The sequence below is a fragment of the Streptomyces sp. NPDC079141 genome (assembly GCF_040686775.1).
Taxonomy (GTDB): domain Bacteria; phylum Actinomycetota; class Actinomycetes; order Streptomycetales; family Streptomycetaceae; genus Streptomyces.
On the sequence record NZ_JBFBLP010000001.1, the window covers coordinates 895864 to 917009 of the forward strand.

19 protein-coding genes are annotated in these 21146 nt (G+C 71.8%); 7 read left to right on the forward strand and 12 right to left on the reverse strand.

Annotated elements, in window-relative coordinates:
• Window positions 1-48: 48 nt before the first annotated feature.
• Genes AB0Q90_RS04170 through AB0Q90_RS04180 form a run of 3 tightly spaced genes read right to left on the reverse strand, consistent with a single transcriptional unit; the run spans window position 49 to window position 3127 of the window.
• Window positions 49-945, reverse strand: a complete 897-nt coding sequence (locus AB0Q90_RS04170; protein ID WP_363158893.1) for a carbohydrate ABC transporter permease — start codon at window positions 943-945, stop codon at window positions 49-51.
• Window positions 942-1832 (reverse strand): sugar ABC transporter permease, encoded by an 891-nt coding sequence (locus AB0Q90_RS04175; RefSeq protein ID WP_363158894.1) that lies wholly within the window; start codon window positions 1830-1832, stop codon window positions 942-944. Before AB0Q90_RS04175 ends, AB0Q90_RS04170 begins: the two co-directional genes overlap by 4 nt.
• 2 nt (window positions 1833-1834) lie before the next feature.
• The gene (locus AB0Q90_RS04180; protein WP_363158895.1) at window positions 1835-3127 is read right to left on the reverse strand and encodes a sugar ABC transporter substrate-binding protein; all 1293 of its coding nucleotides are present in this window, start codon (window positions 3125-3127) and stop codon (window positions 1835-1837) included.
• A 221-nt stretch (window positions 3128-3348) separates the two neighbouring features.
• On the opposite strand from AB0Q90_RS04180, the gene AB0Q90_RS04185 reads away from it, so the two are divergent.
• From AB0Q90_RS04185 to AB0Q90_RS04195, 3 genes are all read left to right on the forward strand, one after another.
• Entirely contained in the window at window positions 3349-4359 is a 1011-nt protein-coding gene (locus AB0Q90_RS04185; RefSeq protein WP_363159086.1) for a LacI family DNA-binding transcriptional regulator, read from the forward strand.
• A 226-nt stretch (window positions 4360-4585) separates the two neighbouring features.
• A complete protein-coding gene (locus AB0Q90_RS04190; RefSeq protein ID WP_363158896.1) occupies window positions 4586-5599 on the forward strand; it encodes a prolyl oligopeptidase family serine peptidase in 1014 nt (337 codons plus the stop codon).
• Between the two features lie 90 nt (window positions 5600-5689).
• A complete protein-coding gene (locus AB0Q90_RS04195; protein WP_363158897.1) occupies window positions 5690-7033 on the forward strand; it encodes an amidase family protein in 1344 nt (447 codons plus the stop codon).
• A gap of 3 nt (window positions 7034-7036) precedes the next feature.
• On the opposite strand, the gene AB0Q90_RS04200 is transcribed toward AB0Q90_RS04195, so the two are convergent.
• From AB0Q90_RS04200 to AB0Q90_RS04210, 3 genes are all read right to left on the reverse strand, one after another.
• Window positions 7037-7600 (reverse strand): SMI1/KNR4 family protein, encoded by a 564-nt coding sequence (locus AB0Q90_RS04200; RefSeq protein ID WP_363158898.1) that lies wholly within the window; start codon window positions 7598-7600, stop codon window positions 7037-7039.
• 106 nt (window positions 7601-7706) lie between these two features.
• Window positions 7707-7880, reverse strand: a complete 174-nt coding sequence (locus tag AB0Q90_RS04205) for a hypothetical protein (RefSeq protein WP_363158899.1) — start codon at window positions 7878-7880, stop codon at window positions 7707-7709.
• Window positions 7881-8195: 315 nt separating this feature from the next.
• The gene (locus tag AB0Q90_RS04210; RefSeq protein ID WP_363158900.1) at window positions 8196-8669 is read right to left on the reverse strand and encodes a hypothetical protein; all 474 of its coding nucleotides are present in this window, start codon (window positions 8667-8669) and stop codon (window positions 8196-8198) included.
• A gap of 215 nt (window positions 8670-8884) precedes the next feature.
• Between AB0Q90_RS04210 and AB0Q90_RS04215 the strand changes: the two genes are divergently transcribed.
• The gene (locus tag AB0Q90_RS04215) at window positions 8885-9322 is read left to right on the forward strand and encodes a hypothetical protein (protein ID WP_363158901.1); all 438 of its coding nucleotides are present in this window, start codon (window positions 8885-8887) and stop codon (window positions 9320-9322) included.
• Between the two features lie 25 nt (window positions 9323-9347).
• Window positions 9348-10100: an SDR family oxidoreductase gene (locus AB0Q90_RS04220; protein ID WP_363158902.1), complete on the forward strand. Its 753-nt coding sequence runs from the start codon at window positions 9348-9350 to the stop codon at window positions 10098-10100.
• Between the two features lie 18 nt (window positions 10101-10118).
• Here the strand turns inward: AB0Q90_RS04220 and AB0Q90_RS04225 are convergent, their stop codons facing one another.
• The 5 genes from AB0Q90_RS04225 to AB0Q90_RS04245 form a co-directional block, all read right to left on the reverse strand.
• Window positions 10119-11612, reverse strand: a complete 1494-nt coding sequence (locus AB0Q90_RS04225) for an SDR family NAD(P)-dependent oxidoreductase (RefSeq protein ID WP_363158903.1) — start codon at window positions 11610-11612, stop codon at window positions 10119-10121.
• A 699-nt stretch (window positions 11613-12311) separates the two neighbouring features.
• The gene (locus AB0Q90_RS04230; protein WP_363158904.1) at window positions 12312-13640 is read right to left on the reverse strand and encodes a wax ester/triacylglycerol synthase family O-acyltransferase; all 1329 of its coding nucleotides are present in this window, start codon (window positions 13638-13640) and stop codon (window positions 12312-12314) included.
• Window positions 13641-13777: 137 nt separating this feature from the next.
• Window positions 13778-14998, reverse strand: coding sequence for a glucose-1-phosphate adenylyltransferase (glgC, locus tag AB0Q90_RS04235; protein WP_363158905.1), 1221 nt, complete (start codon window positions 14996-14998; stop codon window positions 13778-13780).
• A 51-nt stretch (window positions 14999-15049) separates the two neighbouring features.
• Window positions 15050-16201, reverse strand: coding sequence for a glycogen synthase (glgA, locus tag AB0Q90_RS04240; protein WP_363158906.1), 1152 nt, complete (start codon window positions 16199-16201; stop codon window positions 15050-15052).
• 33 nt (window positions 16202-16234) lie between these two features.
• The gene (locus AB0Q90_RS04245) at window positions 16235-16981 is read right to left on the reverse strand and encodes a (2Fe-2S)-binding protein (protein WP_363159087.1); all 747 of its coding nucleotides are present in this window, start codon (window positions 16979-16981) and stop codon (window positions 16235-16237) included.
• Window positions 16982-17190: 209 nt separating this feature from the next.
• Here AB0Q90_RS04245 and AB0Q90_RS04250 point away from each other — a divergent pair, with 209 nt between their 5' ends.
• Entirely contained in the window at window positions 17191-18279 is a 1089-nt protein-coding gene (locus AB0Q90_RS04250; protein ID WP_363158907.1) for a DMT family transporter, read from the forward strand.
• Here AB0Q90_RS04250 and AB0Q90_RS04255 read toward each other — a convergent pair.
• The gene (locus AB0Q90_RS04255) at window positions 18269-19387 is read right to left on the reverse strand and encodes a transglycosylase family protein (RefSeq protein ID WP_363158908.1); all 1119 of its coding nucleotides are present in this window, start codon (window positions 19385-19387) and stop codon (window positions 18269-18271) included. The two genes, AB0Q90_RS04250 and AB0Q90_RS04255, sit on opposite strands and share 11 nt — an antisense overlap.
• 278 nt (window positions 19388-19665) lie before the next feature.
• Between AB0Q90_RS04255 and gndA the strand changes: the two genes are divergently transcribed.
• Window positions 19666-21105: an NADP-dependent phosphogluconate dehydrogenase gene (gene gndA / locus AB0Q90_RS04260; RefSeq protein WP_363158909.1), complete on the forward strand. Its 1440-nt coding sequence runs from the start codon at window positions 19666-19668 to the stop codon at window positions 21103-21105.
• The last annotated feature ends 41 nt before the right edge of the window (window positions 21106-21146 follow it).

Here is a 21146-nt window from a genome sequence, read left to right on the forward strand (position 1 = left end):
TGTCCTTGAACTGGGTTGGGGGGTTCAGCCCTGAGCACGGTCGGGGGGTCAGCCCTTGACCGCTCCCTCGCCGACGCCGCGGAAGAAGTACCGCTGGAGGCAGGCGAAGAGGGCGATGAGCGGTGCCACGGCGATGACGGTGCCGGCGGCGACGAGCCGTTCGTCGTTGGCGAAGGTGCCGTGCAGGTAGTTGAGGCCGATGGTGAGGGTGAACTTGTCCGGGTCGCTCAGCACGATGAGGGGCCACAGGAAGTCGTCCCAGGCGCCCATGAAGGCGAAGATCGCGACGACGGCGAGGGTGCCCTTGACCGAGGGCACCGCGATCCGCAGGAACCGCTGCCACACGTTGGCGCCGTCGACGTAGGCGGCCTCCTCGATCTCGTACGGCAGGTTGAGGAAGGCGTTGCGCATCAGCAGTACGTTCATGGCGCCGATGCAGCCCGGCAGGACCACGCCGATCAGGGTGTTGTTGAGGCCGAGGTCCCGCATGGTGGTGAACTGGGCGATGATGATGCCCTCCACCGGGACGAGCATCGCCAGGATGAAGACGAGGGTGGTCACGCGGCGGCCCCGGTAGCGCAGCCGGGCCAGGGCGTAGCCCGCGAGGGCCGAACCGACGCAGTTGGTCACGACGTTGGCGGTGGCGACCTTCAGGGAGTTGAGGGCGTAGTCCCAGACCGGGATGGTCTCGGCGACCCGCTCGTAGTTGTGCAGGGTGGGGTCGCCGGGCAGGAACTTGGGCGGGGAGCTGAAGATGTCCTCCGTCGGCCCTTTGAGCGAGGTCGACAGCTGCCACAGGAACGGGCCGACGGTCAGGGCGAGTACGGCGAGCAACAGGGCGTAGCGCAGGGCCAGTTCCCAGATCCGTACGCGGCGACCGTGCTCGTCGGTGACCCGGGGCTCACTGGCGACGGGCGCCGGCCGCACCTTCTCCAGCACGCTCATGACTCGTCCTTCCGGTCGGCGCGCAGCACGAGCAGCATCAGCGCGACGGTGACCACGAAGACGACGACGGAGATGGCGGAGGCGTAGCCGACGCGGCCGGTCAGGCCGGTGCCGGTGCGCTGGACGAGCATGACGAGGGTGGTGTCCTCGCCCGCCGGTCCGCCGTCCGGGCCTGCCATCAGGTACACCTCGGAGAACACCTTGAAGGCGGCGACCGAGGAGAGCGCGCCGACCAGGACCATGGTGGAGCGGACGGCCGGCACGGTGACGGTGAGGAAACGGCGCACCGGTCCCGCGCCGTCCACGGCGGCGGCCTCGTGCAGTTCGCGCGGCACGTTCGCCAGCGCCGCCAGATAAATGATCATGTAGTAGCCGAGGCCCTTCCAGACGGTGACCGCCATGGCGCTCAGCAGGAGCAGCCACTGGTCGCTGAGGAAGCCGACCCGGCCGATGCCGACCGTCTCCAGCAGCGAGTTCACCAGGCCGCGTTCGTCGAGCAGCCACACCCAGATCAGTCCGACCACGACGATCGAGGCGACGACCGGCGTGTAGAAGGCGGACCGGAAGAAGGCGATGCCGGGGATGTTCTTCTGCACCAACAGGGCGAGCAGCAGGGGCAGGACGACGAGCGCGGGTACGACGCCGAGGACGTACAGCGTGCTGTTGCGCAGGCCGATCCAGAACATGTCGTCGTGCAGCAGCTCACGGAAGTTGGCGAGGCCGACGAACTCGCCCGGGACCAGGGTGCGCCGGTCGGTGAAGGCGTTCACCAGGGTGGAGACGAACGGGTACAGGATGAACGCGCCGACGATCAGCAGGCCGGGGGCGGCGAACAGCCAGGGGCTTACCGGCAGTTGGCGCCGCACCCGGGTCATGGTGGCCGACATGGCTACCCCTGCTGCTGGAGCAGCGTGTTGCAGGCCTTGACAGCGTTGTCAAGAGCTTCCTTGGGGCTCTGCTTGCCCTGCAGCGCCTTGGCGACCTCGTTGCGCAGCGCGGTCTTCATCTGCTCGCTGAACAGCACCGGCGTGTAATTGACCGCGGTCTTCAGCGACTTGGCGGCGGCCACCCGCACGCGTGTCTCGTCGGTGCCGTCCTCCTTGGTGAAGTACGGGTCGTCGAGCGAGCCGGCGGTACTGGGGAAGATGGCGACCTGCTCGGCGAACGCCATCTGCCGGGTGGCGTCGGTGACGAAGTGTGCGAAGGCGACCGCGGCGGGGGTGCGCTCGGTCTGCGCGTTCACCATCACGCCCATCACGTACATGTTGACGTGGCCGGTGCTGGTGATCTGGTCGGTGATGCCGATGTTCTTGTACAGGCTGGGTGCCTGCTTCTTGAAGTTGCCGAGGTCCAGGGCGCTGCCGGGGTTCATGGCGACGGCGCCGGTGAGGAACTTCTTGCCGGACGACTCGGGGGTGGCGGTCAGCGCCTGCGGGTCGAGGGCCTTGGCGTCGTACAACTCCTTGTACTTGGTGAGGAGTTCGACACCCTTGGCATCGTTGAAGGTGAAGGCGGTGCCCTCGGTGTTCATCAGCTCGACGCCGTAGCGGCCGAAGTCCTCGACGGTGGGCACGTTGGCGAGCGTGGCGACCTTGCCGTCGGTCTTCTCGGCCATCGTCAGGGCGGCGGAGAACACGTCCTCGTACGTCTTCGGCGGCTGCTCGGGGTCGAGCCCGGCCTCCTTGAACAGGGACTTGTTGTAGAACAGCGGGCCGGTGTTGAGGTACCAGGGGAAGGCGTACGTGCCGGTCATGCCCGGTATCCGGTGGCTGGCCCAGGCCCCGTCGAGGTACTCCTTCTTGTACTGGCCGGCGGCCTTGTCGAGGTCGAGGGCGAGTCCGGCCTTGGCCAGCGGTGCGACGAGGTCCGGGGAGACGTTGACGACGTCGGGCAGGGTGCCGCCGGCCGCGTCCGCGCTGATCTTGTCGGCGTAGCCCTCGGCGGGCTGGTCGACCCACTTCACGTGCGTGCCGGGGTATTTCTTCTCGAAGTCGGCGATCACGCCCTCGAAGTACGGCTTGAAGTTGGCGCGCAGGTTCCAGGTCTGGAAGGTGATGTCGCCCTCGACCTTGCCGGAGGCGTCGGACGAGCCGCCGCCGTCGTTGTCGGAGCCGCACGCGCTCAGCGGCAGTAGGGCACAGACGGCGATTGCGGCAGCGAGGGTTCTGCGGGAAACGGGCACCGTGAACCGGCCTCCTTGACGGCGGGGATCGGGGCAACGAGGCAGACCTTGCATGCCGCCGCACGGGCCCGTCAATGACTTTCGCGCAGCTAATTCGTTTAGCACTAATACGCTTTAGGTCTGTCCTGCTGAACCGCATTAGTGCACACTGTGGCGAGAAAGCATCGCGGGAATGGGGAAACACCTTGTCAGGCAAGCGGTCGCCGGCCCGACGGCCGACGATGAAGGACATCGCGCGGCATGCCGGGGTGTCCCAGAGCGCGGTGTCGTTCGCGCTGAACGGCCGGCCCGGGGTCTCGGAGGACACCAGGGAACGGGTGCGCCGGGTCGCCGAGGAGCTGGGCTGGCGGCCCAGTACGGCGGCCCGCGCACTGTCCGGCGAGGGCGCGGCGACGGTCGGTTTCGTGCTGGCGCGTCCCGCGGACACCCTGGGCGTGGACTCGTTCTTCCTCCAGCTCGTCTCGGGCATCCAGGAGGTGCTGGCAGAGCGTCATCTCGGGCTGCTGTTCCAGGTGGTGGAGGACGTCGGCGACGAGTGCGCGGTCTACCGGCGGTGGTGGGCCGAGCACCGGGTGGACGGGGTGCTGGTGGTCGACCCGCGCACCGACGACCCGCGCCCCGGCCTCCTGGACGAACTCGGGCTGCCGGCCGTGGTGATCGGCGGCGCCCCGGACGAACGGCACCCCGGTCTTTCGACGGTCTGGGCGGACGACGCCGGCGCGATGGCCTCGGTCGTGGACGGGCTCTACGCCCTCGGCCACCGGCGCATCGTGCACATCGCGGGGCTCCCCGGCCTCGCCCACACCGAGCGCCGGATCCGCACGCTGGCCGCCGAGGCCACGCGGCGCGGGCTGCGCGAGGTGCACTCGGTCACCACCGACTACTCGGACACGGCGGGCGCGGCCGTCACCCGCCGCGTCCTCGGCGCCACCACTCCCCCCACCGCGCTGATCTACGACAACGACGTGATGGCCCTCGCCGGCGTCGCCGCCGCCACCGAGCTGGGCTTCTCCGTCCCGGCCGACGTCTCGGTCGTCGCCTGGGAGGACTCCGCCCTGTGCCGCATGGTCAAACCCTGGCTCTCCGCCCTCTCCCGCGACAGCGTGGAGTTCGGCCGCACCGCAGCCCGCGAACTGACCACACTCCTGGACGGCGGCCCGGCCCGAACGGTACGCGTACCGGTACCGCGGCTGATCGAGCGCGACAGCACGGGGGCGGCACGCGGGACCTGAGCAACGGCACCCCTTCCTCACCGGCAACAACCGCACGGGCCGAGCCCCGGCCGGCCTTACACCCGGCCCGCCCCTCGCCCGCAGGAGCCGCAGGAGCTGAACCCCGCCTGCCCTCGACGGCCGCGCCCGGCCAACGGCCACACACGGTTCGAGCCCCGGCGGCCCAGACCCCGGCCCCGGGCGGCTCCCGCCTCCCCGGCCGGGCCCGCCGGGTGACAATGGCCCCATGCGGCTGCGCGAACTCGTCTGTGCCGCCGCCGGGCTGTCGCTGCTCGTCGCGGTCGGCTGCACCGGGGGCGGCGACGACGGTGCGCGCGAGAGCCCGCCGCCGCCCGCCACCAGTTCCCCTGCTACAGCGTCCCCGTCGCCCGTCGACCCGGTGTCGATCGCGGCGCACATCCAGCGGGAGCACCGCGGCTCCGACCTGCGCCTCGGGAACGTCATCGCCCGTACGGACGCCTACACCTCGTACGCCGTCACCTACGAGAGCGACGGGCTGACGATCTCGGGGCTCATGAACATCCCCGAGGGGAAGGGGCCGTTCCCCGCGCTGGTGCTGGCGCACGGTTACATCGATCCGGCCGTCTACAGCACGGGGCGGGGACTTGCCCGGGAGCAGGATCGGCTCGCGCGCGAGGGTTACGTCGTACTGCACACCGACTACCGCAACCACGCACGCTCGGACAAGGACCCCGACAACGACGTAGGCCTCCGTCTCGGCTACACCGAGGACGTCATCGGCGCGGCGCTGGCCCTGCGCTCCTCGGGGCGGCCGGAGATCGACGGTGACCGGCTCGGGCTGCTGGGCCGGTCGATGGGTGGCGGTGTCGTCTACAACACGCTGGTGGTGGCGCCGGGACTGTTCGACGCCGCCGTGGCCTTCGCGCCGGTCAGCGCGCGCCCGGAGGAGAACATCGACCACTTCCAGCGCGGCGAGGGCGACCCGATCGCCGCCGAGATCGACGCCGAGCACGGCACGCCCGAGGAGAACCCGGAGTTCTGGCGGAACGTCTCGCCGCTGACGTTCGTGGACCGGGTGACCGAGCCCCTGCTGATCCACCACGGCACCGCGGACGACACCTGCCCGCTCGCTTGGACCCGGCACACGGTCGCCGCGTTCGAGGCGGCCGGGAAGGACGTGGAGCTGCGCACCTACGCCGGTGAAGGGCACACCTTCGGGCCGCGCTGGCCGGACTCGATGGACGCGACGACGGCGTTCTTCGACCGGCATCTGAGGTGAGACACGCTCTCGACGCGGAGGCCGTCGAGGGGCAGAGTTCTCCCTGCGTACTCGCGAGTAAGTCCCCGCGCACCCCCCGAAGGAGCCCCCGTGACCAGCTGGGTCGGCCGCACCGCCGCCGAAATAGCCGCCGCCGTACGGGAGAAGCGGGCCACGCCGCGCGAGGTGGTGGCCGAGCATCTCGACCGGATCGAGCGCCTCGACGGCCGGATCGGTGCCTTCCGCACGGTCCGCGCCGAGGCGGCCCTGGCGGAGGCGGACGAGGTGGGCTCGCGCGGCGACCTGGCCGAACTGCCGCTCGCGGGCGTGCCGGTGGCCGTCAAGGACAATCTCGGCGTGCGCGGTGAGTCGCTGCGTGTCGGCTCCGCCGCGACCCCGGACACGCCCGTCGCCGAGGACCACGTCACGGTGGCCCGGCTGCGCGCCGCGGGCGCTGTCGTGGTGGGGCTGACGAACGTACCGGAGCTGTGCGTCTTCGGTACGACGGAGGGCGTGCACGGCATCGCCCGCAATCCGTGGGACACCACGCGCACGGCGGGCGGCTCGTCGGGCGGCAGCGCGGCAGCGGTCGCCGCGGGGATGACACCGATCGCGCTCGGCAACGACGGCATGGGCTCCCTGCGCATCCCGGCGGCCAACTGCGGTCTGGTCACGATCAAACCCGGGACCGGGGTGGTGCCCGCGGGCATCGGTGAGGGCGACTGGTTCGGCATGTCCGAGAACGGGCCGCTGGCCACGACGGTCGAGGACGCGCGTCTGCTGCTGGCGGTCATCGCCGACACCCCGCCCGAGCGCGCGACCCCCACCGGCGCGCACAGGATCGCCGTGTCGCTGCGCAGCCCCCTCGCCGGGGTCGCCGTGACCAAGCCGTATACGGACGCCGTGCGGGAGGCCGCCGGGCTGCTCATCAAGGCGGGCCACCCGGTACGGCGTGCCGAGCCGCCGTACCCGCTGTCGCTGGGCCTCACCGCGCTCGCCCACTGGACGGCCGGCACGGCGACGGACGCTCGCGGTCTGGACCCGGGCCTGCTGCACCGGCGCACCCGCGTCCACGCGGCCGTAGGACGGCGGTTCGTAGGGCGCGTCCGGACCGGCGAGAGCCGCGAGCGACTGCGCCGCCGCCTGGAACCGTTCTTCACGGAGTACGACGTCCTGCTCATGCCCGCCCTGGCCCGCCGCTCCCCCAAGGCCGGGCCCTGGCACGAGCGGGGCTGGCTGCGCAACGTCCTGGCCGACACGAACTACTCCCCCATGACGCCACCGTGGAACCTCACCGGCTGGCCGGCCATGGCGATCCCGGTCGGCACCCTGCCCTCCGGGGCCCCCTGCGCCGTACAACTGGTGGGCCGCCCGGGCACGGAGGCGGATCTGCTGGCGCTGGCGGAGCAGTTGGAGGGGCTGCGTCCGTGGCGGCGGACGGCGCCGCTGGACTGAGCGTCAGCCCCAGCCGGGCGGCAGCAGCCCCCAGGAATCGCGGGTGAGCCACTCGCCGAAGGTGACCGGACGTGCGCCGCGGAGGTGATTCAAGGAGAGTGGGACGATGCGGTCGCAGGTGGCCCGGCCGTCCCACCACACCGTGCCGGCCAGTGGGCCCGTCAGGACGAGCAGGGTGGCGAAGCCGCAGCCCTCCTCCTCCGCGACCATCGCGCCCGCCGTCTTCCAGTCCTCGAACTCCCCGGCCTCGTCGTCCCATGCCCGCCAGGCCCGGGCGTGGGAGTCGGCGTCGGGGAAGTCCTCGGCCCGGGGTTCCCGTGCCAACAGCGCGTCGTCGGCCGCGTCGTAGGAGTCCGGGTGCGGGAAGGCCGTGGCGAGCAGGTCCCGCCGGGTGTCGCCGTTGCCGTCCCACCACCAGCCCTCGGCCGTGCGCCGGAGCCGGGAGACGGCGCCGCCCGCGCTGACCCGCAGCAGGTAGGTGCGGTACTCGGCCGGGAATCGGACCCCCAACTCCCGTTCGGCCTCGGCGACCTCGGCCTCGGTGAGGGGGTCCGGTACGGCGTTCACAGCGCCCTGTACGGCTTGACGGCCGGGTACGTCTCGACGACGGCGTGTTCCCTGATCGGCATGGGCGGCAGTTTCGCACGCCCATGCCGTCGGCGATCGCGAAGAGTCAGTCGACGCTGGGCAGGATGTGGGGCTCGGCGAGGTCGTCCTCGTAGCCGGCCAGCCGGATCGGTGCGGAACGGGCCCACACGTCGAGGCTGCCGAGCTGTCCGCTCCGGCTGCCGGAGCGTTCCGGGCGTTCCTTGGGGCGTTGTTCGCGATTCGTCTTCTCCGGTGTCACCGCGCACTCCTTATGTGTCGGATCACCCTCGGGGCACAGCGCCGGGTCCTTCGCGCCTGGCGTCTGATGCCTCTCGGGTTCGAGTCATTGGCAGTTCGGACGCGGTGGCGCCGGTTCCTCGTGTGGAGCAGGCCGTTGTGAACCGGCATGTCCCGGTGACGGACCGTGGGTGTGGGTGGGACCCAGTGTTGCTGTCCGTCCGCTACAGGGTAACCAAATGAGCGGGTGCCCGCTCGATGGGGCTGAAAACTCGGGGTTACTGTCTGAAGTCGTCCTGTTTCATCCCCTCGCCGCCACGCTGTTGGGGCGCGTGTGTCACGAGGTGCACCGTGCGTGGCAGTCGTGGAAGTCGCCCGGCAGTCCGACGACATTCAGGACCGGTTCGGCGCCCCGGTCGGCCTCGAAGACGAAGGACGCTCCGCTGGGCAGGGCCGTGAGCGCGCACTGGTCGCCGAAGGTGAGGGACGCGTCGGGCTCCCAGGGGCAGCCGGCGCCGTCGAGCGCGCGCGTGACATCGTCGTAGGTCACGGCGGCGGGGAACGCATGGGGCTCTCCCGGCAGTTCGATCACGTCGCGCCAGGTCTGGACGCAGACGAGAACGACCCTGCGGCACCGGCAGACGCTGAGTTCGAGGTCGCCGTAGGCGAAGAGGCGGGGCCAGTCGGTCGTCGATCCGGTGTCCCGGGGCTCGCCGAAGGCCGCGGTGATCTCGTGCCAGTCGGCGCCGGTGGCCACGGGGCCCCACCGGCCCGTTCCGGCCACTTCGGTCAGGATGTCGAGAACCGCCATGCAGGGGATCATCGCACCGGGATCGGTGCCGTGACCAGCGAGTTCCGCTCCCGGGCGACCGGCTCGCCGATGCCCGGCAGATTCCCCTCGCCGCCCTCCCTCCACCCTGCCGTGCGGGAGCACGCAGCACAGTTCAGGTCCCGTTGGCCGATTCGCAAGGCGGCCATGATCTGCTGGCGCAACGGCAACGGCTTGTCCTGCGGGAGGACTGACGCATGGAGCTGCGCAGTGTCGAGGAGCTGATGGATCTGCTGTACGCCTGCCGGGGCGCGTGGGACACGTCCGGCCCCGGGGGCACCCGCGTCGATCTGCACCAGCACGCCCTGCGGACCGCCGCGCTGCTGCGCCGCAGCCGCCCGGCCGACAAGGAACTCCAGGTCGCGGGGCTGGTGCGCGCGATCGGCCCGCTGCTCGGACCCGGCGATCCGGCCGCCCAACGGAACTGCGCGGCGGACGCGGTGCGACCCCTGCTCGGCGAGCGGATCTCGGTGCTCGTCCGCGCCACCGACCCCGGCGACGAGGACCTGGCCCGGCTGCACCAGGCGTGCGAGGAGGGCCGCGGCGCCGGGTTCGACGCCGGCGTCCTGGAGGACTGGCGCACGGTGCTCGAACTGGTCGCGGCCCGCAACTCCCGCCTGGGGGCTGTTGACTGACGGACCGTCATGAGACGGTACGTCGATGACGTCGTCGTACGGACTGGACGGCAGGGTCGCGCTCGTCACCGGTGCCACGCGCGGGATCGGGCTCGCCGTCGCGCGGGCGCTCGCCGGGGCGGGGATGCGCGTGTGCGTGACGGCGCGGGACACGGCGCAGGTGCGGCACACCGCGGCGGAGCTGGGCGGGACCGGCCTGGCCGGTGACATCGCCGACCCCGGCCATCCACCGGCGCTGACGGAGCTGTGCCTGCGCGCGTACGGCCGGCTCGACGTGGTCGTCAACAACGCGGCGACGAACCAGCCGTACGGCCCGCTCATGGAGATCGACCCGGGGGCCTGGCGCGAGGCGTTCACCGTGAACGTCGAGGCGCCCCTGCGGCTCGTGCAGTGCGCTTGGCGGGCGTGGCTGGGCGAGCACGGCGGTTGCGTCGTCAACATCTGCACGGAGGGCGCCGAGCACGTCGGCCCGGACATCGGCGCCTACGGCACCAGCAAGGCGGCCCTGCTGCACCTGACCCGCCAGCTGGCGGGGGAGCTGGCCCCGCGGGTCCGGGTCAACTCCGTCTCCCCCGGCCTCGTACGCACCGAGCTGGCCCGCTTCCTGTGGGAGCCGCGCGAGGGCGAGCTCGCCGCCGCGCTGCCCCTGCGGCGCATCGGCGAGCCCGAGGACGTCGCCGACGCGGTGCTGTGGCTGGCCTCGGACGCGGCGCGCTGGGTGACCGGGGCAGACCTGCTGGTGGACGGGGGGACGCGGGTACGGGCCGCGGCGCAGTGACCGCCCGGGGTCAGGGCCTTACCACTTGCCGGGCGCGTAGTCCTTCAGGAAGACGCCGTACAGGTCCTCGCCCACCTCGCCGCGGACGATCGGGTCGTAGACGCGGGCCGCGCCGTCGATGAGGTCGAGGGGGGCGTGGAAGCCCTCCTCGGCCAGGCGCAGCTTGTCCCAGTGGGGGCGCTCGTCGGTGATCCAGCCGGTGTCGACCGAGGTCATCAGGATGCCGTCCGACTGGAACATCTCCTGGCCGCTGGTCCGGGTCACCATGTTCATCGCGGCCTTGGCGGCGTTGGTGTTCGGGTGCCCCGCGCCCTTGTAGCCGCGGCCGAACACGCCCTCCATCGCCGAGACGTTGACGACGTACGCGCGGCCCGAGGACGCCTTGCGCGCCGCCTCGGCCATCACCGGGCGGAGCTTGCTGATCAGGATGAACGGCGCCGTGTAGTTGCACAGCTGGGTTTCGAGGAGCTCCACCGGGGAGATCTGCTCGATGGTCTGCACCCAGGTGTTGGTGTCGACGACGTCGGGGACCAGGCCGCCCGCGTCGATGGCGGTGCCGTCGCGGTGCCGCTCCACGCTGGCGTTGCCCGCGACCAGGGCGAGGTCGGCCACCTTCTGCGCGTCGAGACCGGAGACCCCAACAGGCAGCGCGGCCAGGCCGTCCACCGCGCCGGAGTTGAAGGCGCCGATGACGTGGTGGGCGGGGAGTTCACCGGCCGGCAGCGGGGCGGTCTCGCCCTCGACGAGCGCGGCGTACGCGGAGGGCAGCCGGCGCACGGTCTGCGTCGCGTTGTTGATCAGGATGTCCAGCGGGCCCTGCTCGATCATCTGGTCGGAGAGGGCCACGGCCTGCGCCGGGTCGCGCAGGTCGAGGCCGACGACCTCCAGGCGGTGGATCCAGTCCGCGGAGTCGTCCATGGCCTTGAAGCGGCGGATGGCGTCCTTCGGGAACCGCGTGGTGATCGTGGTGTGGGCGCCGTCGCGCAGCAGCCGCAGCGCGATGTACATGCCGATCTTGGCGCGGCCGCCGGTGAGCAGCGCGCGCTTGCCGGTCAGGTCGGCGCGGACGTCCCGCTTGGCGCGGTTCAGGGCGGCGCACTCGGGACAGAGCTGGTGGTAGAAGTAGTCGACTTCCACGTACCGCGTCTTGCAGGTGTAGCAGGAGCGGGGGCGCTGGAGTATCCCCGCGATCTTCCCGGCCTCGGTGACCGACGACGGCAGGATGCCTTCGGTCTCGTCGTCGATGCGCTGCGCGGAGCCGGTCGCCGTGGACTCCGTGACCGCCTTGTCGTGCGCGGTCTTGGCGGCCCGGCGCTCCTGGCGGCGGCGCTGCTTGACCGTGCGGTAGATGCCCGCGGTGGCCCGGCGCACGGCGATGGCGTCGGGGTGGTCGACCTCCAGCTTGTCGAGCTCGTCCAGCACGCTGAGGCAGACGGCCAGCCGCTCGGGGTCGATGCCGGGGCCGTACGCAACCTCGTCCGTGGTCGCCGAGCCGTCCTGTGTCACCGTCATGGCCGCTGCCGTTCCCTGCTCACCCGTGCGGCGCTCCGACCGCGCCCGCTTTCGAACGGCGAATTCTACGGAGCGCCGGGCCGCACCGCCAAAAACGGGACGCTCAGCGGCCGCGGGCGGTGCGTCGGCACGGTGCCGGCTCGGCCTCACGGCCGGTGACCGGCACGGCGACGGCCCTGGCCCGCGGCCGATGGTCGACACGGCGACGGCCCCGGCCCGCGGCCGATGGTCGGCACGGCGACGGCCCCGGCCCGCGACCGGTGGTCAGCACCGCGACGGCTCGGGCTCGCGGCCAGCAATCAGCACCGCAACGACTCCCGCCCACAGCAGGCAATCAGCACCGTGCAGACTCACCCCCGCGACCGGTAGTCGGCACCGCGACGGCTCTGGCCCGCGGCCGATGGTCAGCACCGCGAAGGCCCACGCCCGCGACCGGTGGTCAGCACCGCGACGGCTCGGCCTCGCGGCCTCTGATCGGCACCGCCACGAATGCTGCCCACAGCAGGCAATCAGCACCGTGCAGGCCCACGCCCACGACCGGTGGTCAGCACCGCGACGGCTCGGCCTCGCGGCCGCTGATCGGCACCGCAACGACTCTCACCCGCGGGTGGTGATCAGCACCAGGCCGGCGCTGCCCCACGGCCAGTGATCAGCGCCAGGTCGGCTCCGGCTCGCGCGTGGCGACCAGACGCCTGGCGATCACGGCTCGCACGCCGTGATCAGTGCCGCCACCTCCTCGGAGAGGGCCGCGGCCAGTCGGTCGAGGTCGGGGACGGCCTCGGCGTCGGCGACGAGGCCGTAGTGGACGCTTCCGCGGTAGGTGGAGACGGCGACCGCGAGGGACTGGCCGTGGGCGAGCGGGGCGTAGGGGAAGACGGCGGTGACCGGGTTGCCGCCGAGCTTCAGGCCGAGGCTGGGCAGCGGGACGCTGGTGACGAGGATGTCGAACCAGAGCCGGGCGGCCTGGGAGACGAGGGGTCCGCCGAGCCGGTGGCCGAGCGCGGGCACATGGTCGGCGAGGAGGGCGACGGCGCCCGCGCCGCGGTTGGGGCCCGCGTCCTTGTTGCGGTCCATGGCGGTGCGGACCGTGCCCAGGCGGCGCAGCGGGTCGGGGTCGTCGACGGGCAGCCGCATCAGGTAGCCGGAGAGCCGGTTGCCCTGCGGGTGCGCGGTGCGCGGCCGGCGCTTGGAGACGGGGATGAGGGCACGCGGCGCCACGCCGTCGCTGCCGTCGCCGCGCTCGTCCAGCCAGCGGCGCAGGGCACCGGCCACGACCGCGATCAGGACGTCGTTGACGGTGCCGCCGACGGCCTTGCGGACGCGGTGCACGTCGTCGAGGTCGACGACCACTCCGGCGGTGCGCCGGGTGCCGGTGGGCGCGGAGGTGAGGGCGGCGGAGGAGCGGATGCCGAGGGTCGACACGGCGACGGAGGTGCCGATGTCGAGGGCGCGGCCCAGGTCGGAGAGGGCCCCGCGGACGAGGCCGGGCAGCCTGCGGACGTCCGGCAGGAGGCCGCGGGCGGGCTCGGCGGGCCGGGGGCGGGGCGCTGGCATGTCCATCGGGTCGAGGACGGCCGCGGCGAGCGTCAGCGCGCGCAGTCCGTCGGCGAGGGCGTGATGGAACTTGAACAGCACGGCGAAGGACGTGCCGTCCTCGCCCGGCAGCACATGGGCTTCCCAGGGCGGCCGGCCGCGCTCCAGCGGCCGTTCCATGAGCCGTCCCGCCGCCGTCTGGAAGTCGTCGGTGGGGGCGTGCAGCCGCACATGGTGGAGGGGGTCGAAGTCGGGGGCGGGCTCGCGGGCCGCGCCTCCGAAGACCGTGGGGAAGCCCAGCGGCCACACGTCCCGGATGCGCATCCTGAGGCCTGGGACGGCCGCGGCGCGGGCGGCGAGCAGGTCGGCCGCGTGGGCGCCGGCGGTGGGCGAGTGCGCCGAGAAGACGCCGAGCGCCCCCAGGTGCATCGGGTGTTCGGCGGACTCCATGTTCCAGAACGCCAGGTCGAGAGGTGCGAGCAGGTCAGCAGTCAATGGCTTGCCTCGCGTCGGCGACGGGTGGGCAAGCAGTCAATCGCCCTCGGGCGATTACGGTCAAGTACGATCAAGCTACGCACAGTTAACAGCAGATTAAGTCCCGCCTTCGACGCCTCCCCCGCCCCAGGGGCCCCTCAGGACACCTGCTGTCCCTTCCCCAGGGCGATCACCCCGCCCTTGGACACGGTGTACAGCTCGGCGTCCCGCTCCGGGTTGACGCCGATCGTCGCGCCCGGCGGCACCTCGACGTTCTTGTCCAGGACGGCGCCGCGCACCACCGCGCCCCGCCCTATGTGGACGTTGTCGTGCAGCACCGAGCCCTGCACCACGGCCCCCGGGTCGACCACCACTCCCGGCGAGAGCACGGACCGGGTCACCTGGCCGCGGATCAGACAGCCCGCACTGATGATCGACTCCCCCGCGATGCCGCCCGCGTTGAACCGGGCCGGGGAGAGCTGGCCCGAGTGGGTGTAGATCGGCCACTGGCGGTTGTAGAGGTTGAACGCGGGGCGCTCGGCGATCAGGTCCATATGGGCGTCGTAGTACGCGTCGAGGGTGCCGACGTCCCGCCAGTACCCTCGGTCGCGGTTGGTCTCGCCGGGCACGTGGTTGGCGCTGAAGTCGTACAGCTGCGCCTCGCCCCGGTCGGTGAGCTGGGGCAGGATCGAGCCGCCCATGTCATGGACGGACCTCTCGTCCTCGGCGTCCCGCTGGAGCGCCTCGATGAGGGCTTTGGTGGTGAAGATGTAGTTGCCCATCGACGCGAAGACGCACTCCGGGTCGTCCGCGAGACCGGGCGGGTCGGCCGGCTTCTCCAGGAAGCCCTCCACCGTCTGGCCGTCCGAGCCGGGGCTGATCACCCCGAACGACGAGGACTCACCGCGCGGCACCCGTATCCCGGCCACGGTCACCCCGGCACCGGACTCGATGTGCTGGGCGAGCATCTGGCGCGGGTCCATGCGGTACACATGGTCGGCGCCGAACACCGCGACGTACTCGGGGCGTTCGTCGTAGACCAGGTTCAGCGACTGCAGGATGGCGTCCGCGCTGCCCAGGTACCAGCGCGGGCCGAGGCGCTGCTGGGCCGGGACGGGGGTGACGTAGTTGCCGAGCAGGCTGGACATCCGCCAGGTGGTGGTGATGTGCCGGTCCAGCGAGTGCGACTTGTACTGCGTGAGCACGCAGACGCGCAGGATGTCGCCGTTGACGAGATTGGACAGGACGAAGTCGACCAGCCGGTAGGTGCCGCCGAAGGTGACCGCGGGTTTCGCGCGGTCCGCGGTCAGGGGCATCAGCCGTTTGCCCTCCCCGCCCGCCAGGACGATTCCGAGCACCGAAGGTCCACCACGACGCATGGCCGCTCCCCTCACCCAGGTTGATCCATGCCTGCCCTCGCGCACGCTCTCCTACGCCTGTTCGAGGATCTCCTCGTAGAGCCGGACCGTGCGCCGCGCCACGGCGTCCCAGCCGAACTCCCCCACCGCGCGCTCCCGCCCGGCCTCGCCCATCGCGCGGGCGCCCTCCGGATCGCCGAGGACGGAGTCCAGGGCCTGCGCGAGGGAGGCCTCGAAGTCGTCGTCCACGGGCACGAGAAGCCCGGTCTTGCCGTCGTCGACGACCTCGGGGATGCCGCCGACCTGGGACGCGACCACGGGCGTTCCGCAGGCCATCGCCTCCAGGTTGACGATGCCGAGGGGTTCGTACACCGAGGGGCAGACGAACACGGCCGCGTGCGTGAGGAGTTGGATCACCTCAGGGCGGGGCAGCATCTGCGGGATCCAGTGCACGCCCGCGCGGACGCGGCTCAGCTCCTCGTAGAGCTCGCGGAACTCCCGGTCGATCTCCGGGGTGTCTGGGGCGCCCGCGCACAGCACGACCTGCGCCGCGGGGTCGATGTCCCGTACCGCGCGCAGCAGATGGGGCACGCCCTTCTGGCGGGTGATGCGGCCGACGAACAGGACGTACGGGCGGCTCCGGTCCAGGCCGATCCGGTCGAGGACGTCGGTGCCGTGGTCGGGGCGGTAGAGGGTGGTGTCGATGCCGTTGTGCACGATGTGCACGCGCGCCGGGTCCAGCGCCGGATAGCAGGCGAGGATGTCCTCGCGCATGGCGCCCGACACGGCGACCACCGCGTCGGCGGCCTCGACCGCGGTGCGCTCCGCCCAGCTCGACAGGGCGTATCCGCCGCCGAGTTGCTCGGCCTTCCAGGGGCGCAGCGGCTCCAGGGAGTGGGCGGTCATCACGTGCGGGATGCCGTACAGCAGTTTGCCGAGGTGGCCTGCGAGATTGGCGTACCAGGTGTGGGAGTGGACGAGCTCGCAGCCCTCCAGGGCGGCGGTCATCGCGAGGTCAACGGAGAAGGTGCGCAGCGCGTCGTTGGAGGTGTCGAGCGCGGGCCACGGGCGGTGCCGCAGCACCCCTTCGGTGCGGCCCTCGCCCCAGCAGTGCACGTCCAGGTCGACGAGGGCTCTCAACTCCCGGGCCAGGAACTCGACATGGACACCGGCGCCGCCGTAGACGTCCGGGGGGTACTCCCGGGTCAGCAGTCCCACTCGCACCCGCAACCCCCTGTCTCGGCCGTTCCCTCATGGTCACCCAGATGAGGCGCGCGGGGAAGAGCGCGGGGGCCGCGTGAAGCAACAGTCGCCGCACACGCCCCCGCCCGGCACCCGGTAGTAGAGGCAGCAGCTGCGGCGCCGGAAGCCGGCTCCGGTCAGGGTTCCGGTGCCGGTCAGGAGGGGGTGGGCGAAGAGTTCGGCGGTCAGCGAGCGGGTGCGTACGGCGACCTCGGTACGGCCGTGCGCCAGAGCCCACCGCTCCAGCTGCCGGGCGGCGCCCGCCAGCGCGGAACCCGCGTTGCCCCACAGCAGTCCCTCGGCGACCCGGTAGCGGGCGTGCACCAGGGCCGTCAGCGGTTCGAGGTGACCGTGCAGCACGGCGTCGGCCGCGCCCCCGGCCGACGGGCGCACCTCGGTCAGCCACAGGTCGTCGGGGGCGCTGCCGTCGGCGTCCCAGCGCAGCAGCCGCGGGTCGAGGTCGGGGAGTCGCCCGTACAGGACGGCGCAGCCCAGCGCCACCGACCACAGCCGGGCGGCGAGCCCCTGCTGGGCCACCGACGCCGCGATCCGCAACTCGGGGGCGCGCAGGGCGTCGGCCACCTTCCGGACGCGGAAAGTCACGGAATTTCCGTAAACATCCGATGATGTGTCTACGTAGGCCTGGGCGAGGGTCGGCAGGGGCGCGCGGGGCGCTCCGGAGGTGCGTAGTACGAAGAAGCCGCCGAGCGGGCGGAGCGCTGCGAGATCGGGGTCGAGGTCCACGACGTGCAGTAGTACCAAGGGGGCGCACACCGGCGGTCGGTGGGGCGCAACGAGTGTCACCCACCCTGGGGAGGAGGGTGCACCCTCCGTACTCCATCGGCAGTAGGACCCAATGCCTGCTCAGGTACGACGACGGGAAGAACTTTTAAGGGCATCGTGTTGGCTATGGAAGCCGACCGTTCGCCGCGCGGGGCGCACAGCCCCCGCCTCACGCAGAGGAGCAGTTCATGAGTGCCCTCGCGTTGTCCGTGCTGCTGTCGCTCGTCTCCGCCGTCGCCTACGCGGGCGGAGCGATCGTGCAGGAGCACGTCGCGGTGTCCACGCCCGGACAGCAGTACGCACCGCTGCGCCGGCCGACCTGGTGGGCCGCGGTGGCGCTGAACGGCCTCGGCGGACTGCTGCACGTGGCTGCCCTCGCCTTCGGACCGCTGAGCCTGGTCCAGCCGCTGGGCGCCCTCACCATCGTCTTCGCGCTGCCGATGGCGGCCCTGTTCGTGGGCCGCAAGGCCGGCTCGACCGCCTGGCGGGGCGCGATCATGGCGACCGTGGGTCTGGCCGGACTGCTCTCCCTGGTCGGCGTGTCCGATTCACAGTCGCTCGGCACCACCGAGCGCATCTCGGTGGCCCTGGTCACCGCGGGCGCGGTCGTGACCCTGATGATCGCGGGCCGCGCGGCGCACCGGCACCCGGTGGTGCGCAGCATGCTGCTCGCGACCGCGTCCGGTATCGCGTTCGGTATGTCCTCCGTCTTCACGAAGATCGTCGCGGTCGACTGGAGCGGCGGGGTGACGGCGGGCGACCTGCCGACCCTGGCCACCATCGGCGTGTTCGCCACGGCCGGTCTGCTGCTGTCGCAGGCCGCCTACCGGGGCGCCGGACTCGCGGCCCCGCTGGCCGTGCTGACGGTCGTCAACCCGGTGGTCGCGGCCGCGGTCGGCATCACGATGTTCGGTGAAACCTTCCGCTACGGCGCCACCGGCACCGCGCTCGCGCTGAGCTGTGGCGTGGTGGCGGCGGGCGGCCTGATCCTGCTCACCACGGAGCGCATTTCACCCGCCTCGGCCCGCACGGAGCCGCGGCCCGAACTCCCCGCCACCGAGCCCCTGCCCACCCCTGAGCTGCTCAGCATCCTCCCGGAGCAGCCCACCGCCCCGGAGCGGGAGGAGACCGCACTGGAGGCGCTGGTGCCGGTCCCCGTACCGGACGGCGACGAGCCGCGGACGTACCCCGCACCACAGCTCTACGGCCCGTTCTACGGCGGCCCGTACGTCCCGATGCCAGTCCTGGACCGGCATCGCATGAGGATCAAATCCTGACCCCGCCCGCCCTCAGGTAGGCCACCGGGTCGATGTCGGTTCCGAAGCCGGGCCCCGTCCGCACCTCGAAGTGCAGATGCGGGCCCGTGCTGTTGCCCGTGGACCCGGAACGCCCGATGCGCTGTCCCGCGCCGACCTGCTGCCCGCTCTTCACGGAGATCGCCGACAGGTGGGCGTACTGGCTGTAGCGGCCGTCGGCGTGCCGGACCACCACCTGGTAGCCGAAGGAGCCCTCCCAGCCCGCGCTCACCACGTTGCCCGCGGCCACCGACCGCACGGACGTGCCGGTCGGCACGGGGAAGTCGACGCCGGTGTGATAGCCCTTCGACCAGGAGGAACCCGCCTTGTGGTACGGCGTGCCGGTGGGCGCGCTCACCGGGGAGACCATGGTCCGCGCCGAGGTCTGCTCGGACGTCTTCTCGGACGTCTTGTCGGAAGTGGTCCGCTCCGGCACGGACGTCGAAGCCGTCGAGGCGGCCGTCGTGGCGGACTTGCCGCGCAGCGCGAGCCGCTGGCCGGGCAGGATCAGGTCGGGATCGGCTCCGACGGTCTTCCGGTTGGCCGAGTACAGCCCCTGCCAGCCGCCCTTGACCCGCTGCTCCTCGGCGATGGTGGAGAGGGTGTCGCCACGGACCACCGTGTACATCTCGGCCGTACCGGCCCGGGACTGGGGGGTGGTCTGCGGCTGCACGTCCGGCACCGAGGCCGTGGAGATCTCGGGGGTGTCGCCGCCCCTGGTCAGCCCGGCGCGCACCGAGCACACCGGCCAGGCGCCCGGCCCCTGCCCCTCCAGCACCTTCTCGGCCACGGCGATCTGCTGGTCCTTGGTCGCCAGATCGGCCCGCGGGGCGTACCGCGCGCCGCCGTACGCCTCCCAGGTGGACTGGGCGAACTGGAGACCGCCGTAGTAGCCGTTGCCGGTGTTGATGTTCCAGTCACTGGTCGACTCGCACGCGGCGACCTTGTCCCAGGTCTCCACGTCGGCCGCCTGCGCGGTGCCGGTGCCGATGAGCGGGATCGCCATGCCCGCGCTGCCCGCCGTGACGGTGAGCGAGGCGCGGTTGATCCTGTTCGGCTGATACCGGCGGTGCCGGCCGCGTACGGCCATGTCTCCAGCCCCCTCGACATGCGTCAGGAGCGCCAAAAGTAAGCGCATGTAACAGGCCATGACAAGACGGCAATCAGCCGCGATGTGGCTCAAGAGGCCGGTTGTGAACTCCAGTTGAACTCGACTGAGGCAGCGCACGTCTCGCGTACGTATCTGCGTGCGGAACAGCGAACAGCCCGGACGTGCGGTCGGCGTACCGGCACGTCAGGATGGTCAGTGCGGCAATACTGGCGGGCACGACCGGCACCACCGATACCGGATCCTTTAGGAGCCTCCGTATGAGCACTTCAGCCCAGATCGGCGTCACGGGCCTCGCGGTCATGGGCCGCAACCTCGCCCGCAACTTCGCGCGCAACGGCTACACGGTCGCGGTCCACAACCGGACGGCGTCGCGTACGCACGCGCTGGTGGAGGAGTTCGGCAGCGAGGGCGAGTTCATTGCGGCCGAGACCGCCAAGGACTTCGTGGCGGCACTGGAGCGGCCCCGCCGTCTGGTCGTCATGGTCAAGGCGGGCGACCCGACCGACGCGGTGATCCAGGAGTTCGCCCCGCTCCTGGAGCCCGGCGACATGATCATCGACGGCGGCAACGCGCACTTCGCCGACACCCGGCGCCGCGAGCGTGAACTGCGCGAGCAGGGCATCCACTTCGTCGGCATGGGCGTCTCCGGCGGCGAGGAGGGCGCGCTGCTCGGGCCGAGCATCATGCCGGGCGGCCCGAAGGAGTCGTACGACTCGCTCGGCCCGATGCTGGAGAAGATCTCCGCGAAGGCGGCGGACGGGGCGCCCTGTGTGACGCACGTCGGTCCCGACGGCGCCGGGCACTTCGTGAAGATGGTCCACAACGGCATCGAGTACGCCGACATGCAGCTCATCGGCGAGGCGTACCAGCTCCTGCGCGACGTCGCCGGCTACGAGCCCGCGCAGATCGCGGAGATCTTCCGCACCTGGAACACGGGTCGGCTGGATTCGTACCTGATCGAGATCACGGCCGAGGTGCTGTCGCACGTGGACGCGGCCACGGGCAAGCCGTTCGTGGACGTGGTGGTGGACCAGGCCGAGCAGAAGGGCACCGGCCGCTGGACCGTCCAGATCGCCCTCGACCTGGGCGTGCCGGTGTCGGGAATCGCGGAGGCGGTCTTCGCACGGTCGCTGTCCGGGCACGCGGCGCTGCGCGAGGCCTCGCGCGGGCTGGCCGGGCCGAAGGCGTCGCCGCTGAGCGAGGCGGAGGCGGGCGCGTTCGCGGACCGGGTGGAGCAGGCGCTGTACGCGTCGAAGATCGTGTCGTACACGCAGGGGTTCCACGAGATCGACGCCGCGCGCGCGGAGTACGACTGGGACATCGACCTGGGCAAGGTCTCCTCGATCTGGCGCGGCGGCTGCATCATCCGCGCCGCCTTCCTGGACCGGATCCGCGCGGCCTACGACGCCCGGGCGGACCTGCCGAGCCTGCTGTCCGACGCCACGTTCGCGCAGGAGATCGCCGACGCGCAGGACGACTGGCGTGAGGTGATCATCGCGGCGACCCGGCAGGGTGTGCCGACGCCCGGCTTCTCGGCGGCGCTGGCGTACTACGACGGGCTGCGTTCCGAGCGGTTGCCTGCGGCGCTTACGCAGGGGCAGCGGGACTTCTTCGGGGCGCACACGTATCGGAGGGTGGACCGGGACGGGTCGTTCCACACGTTGTGGGGTGGGGATCGGTCGGAGGTGTCCGCGTAGTCGGGCACGTGCGGGTGCGTGGGGGCTGGTCGCGCCCCCGC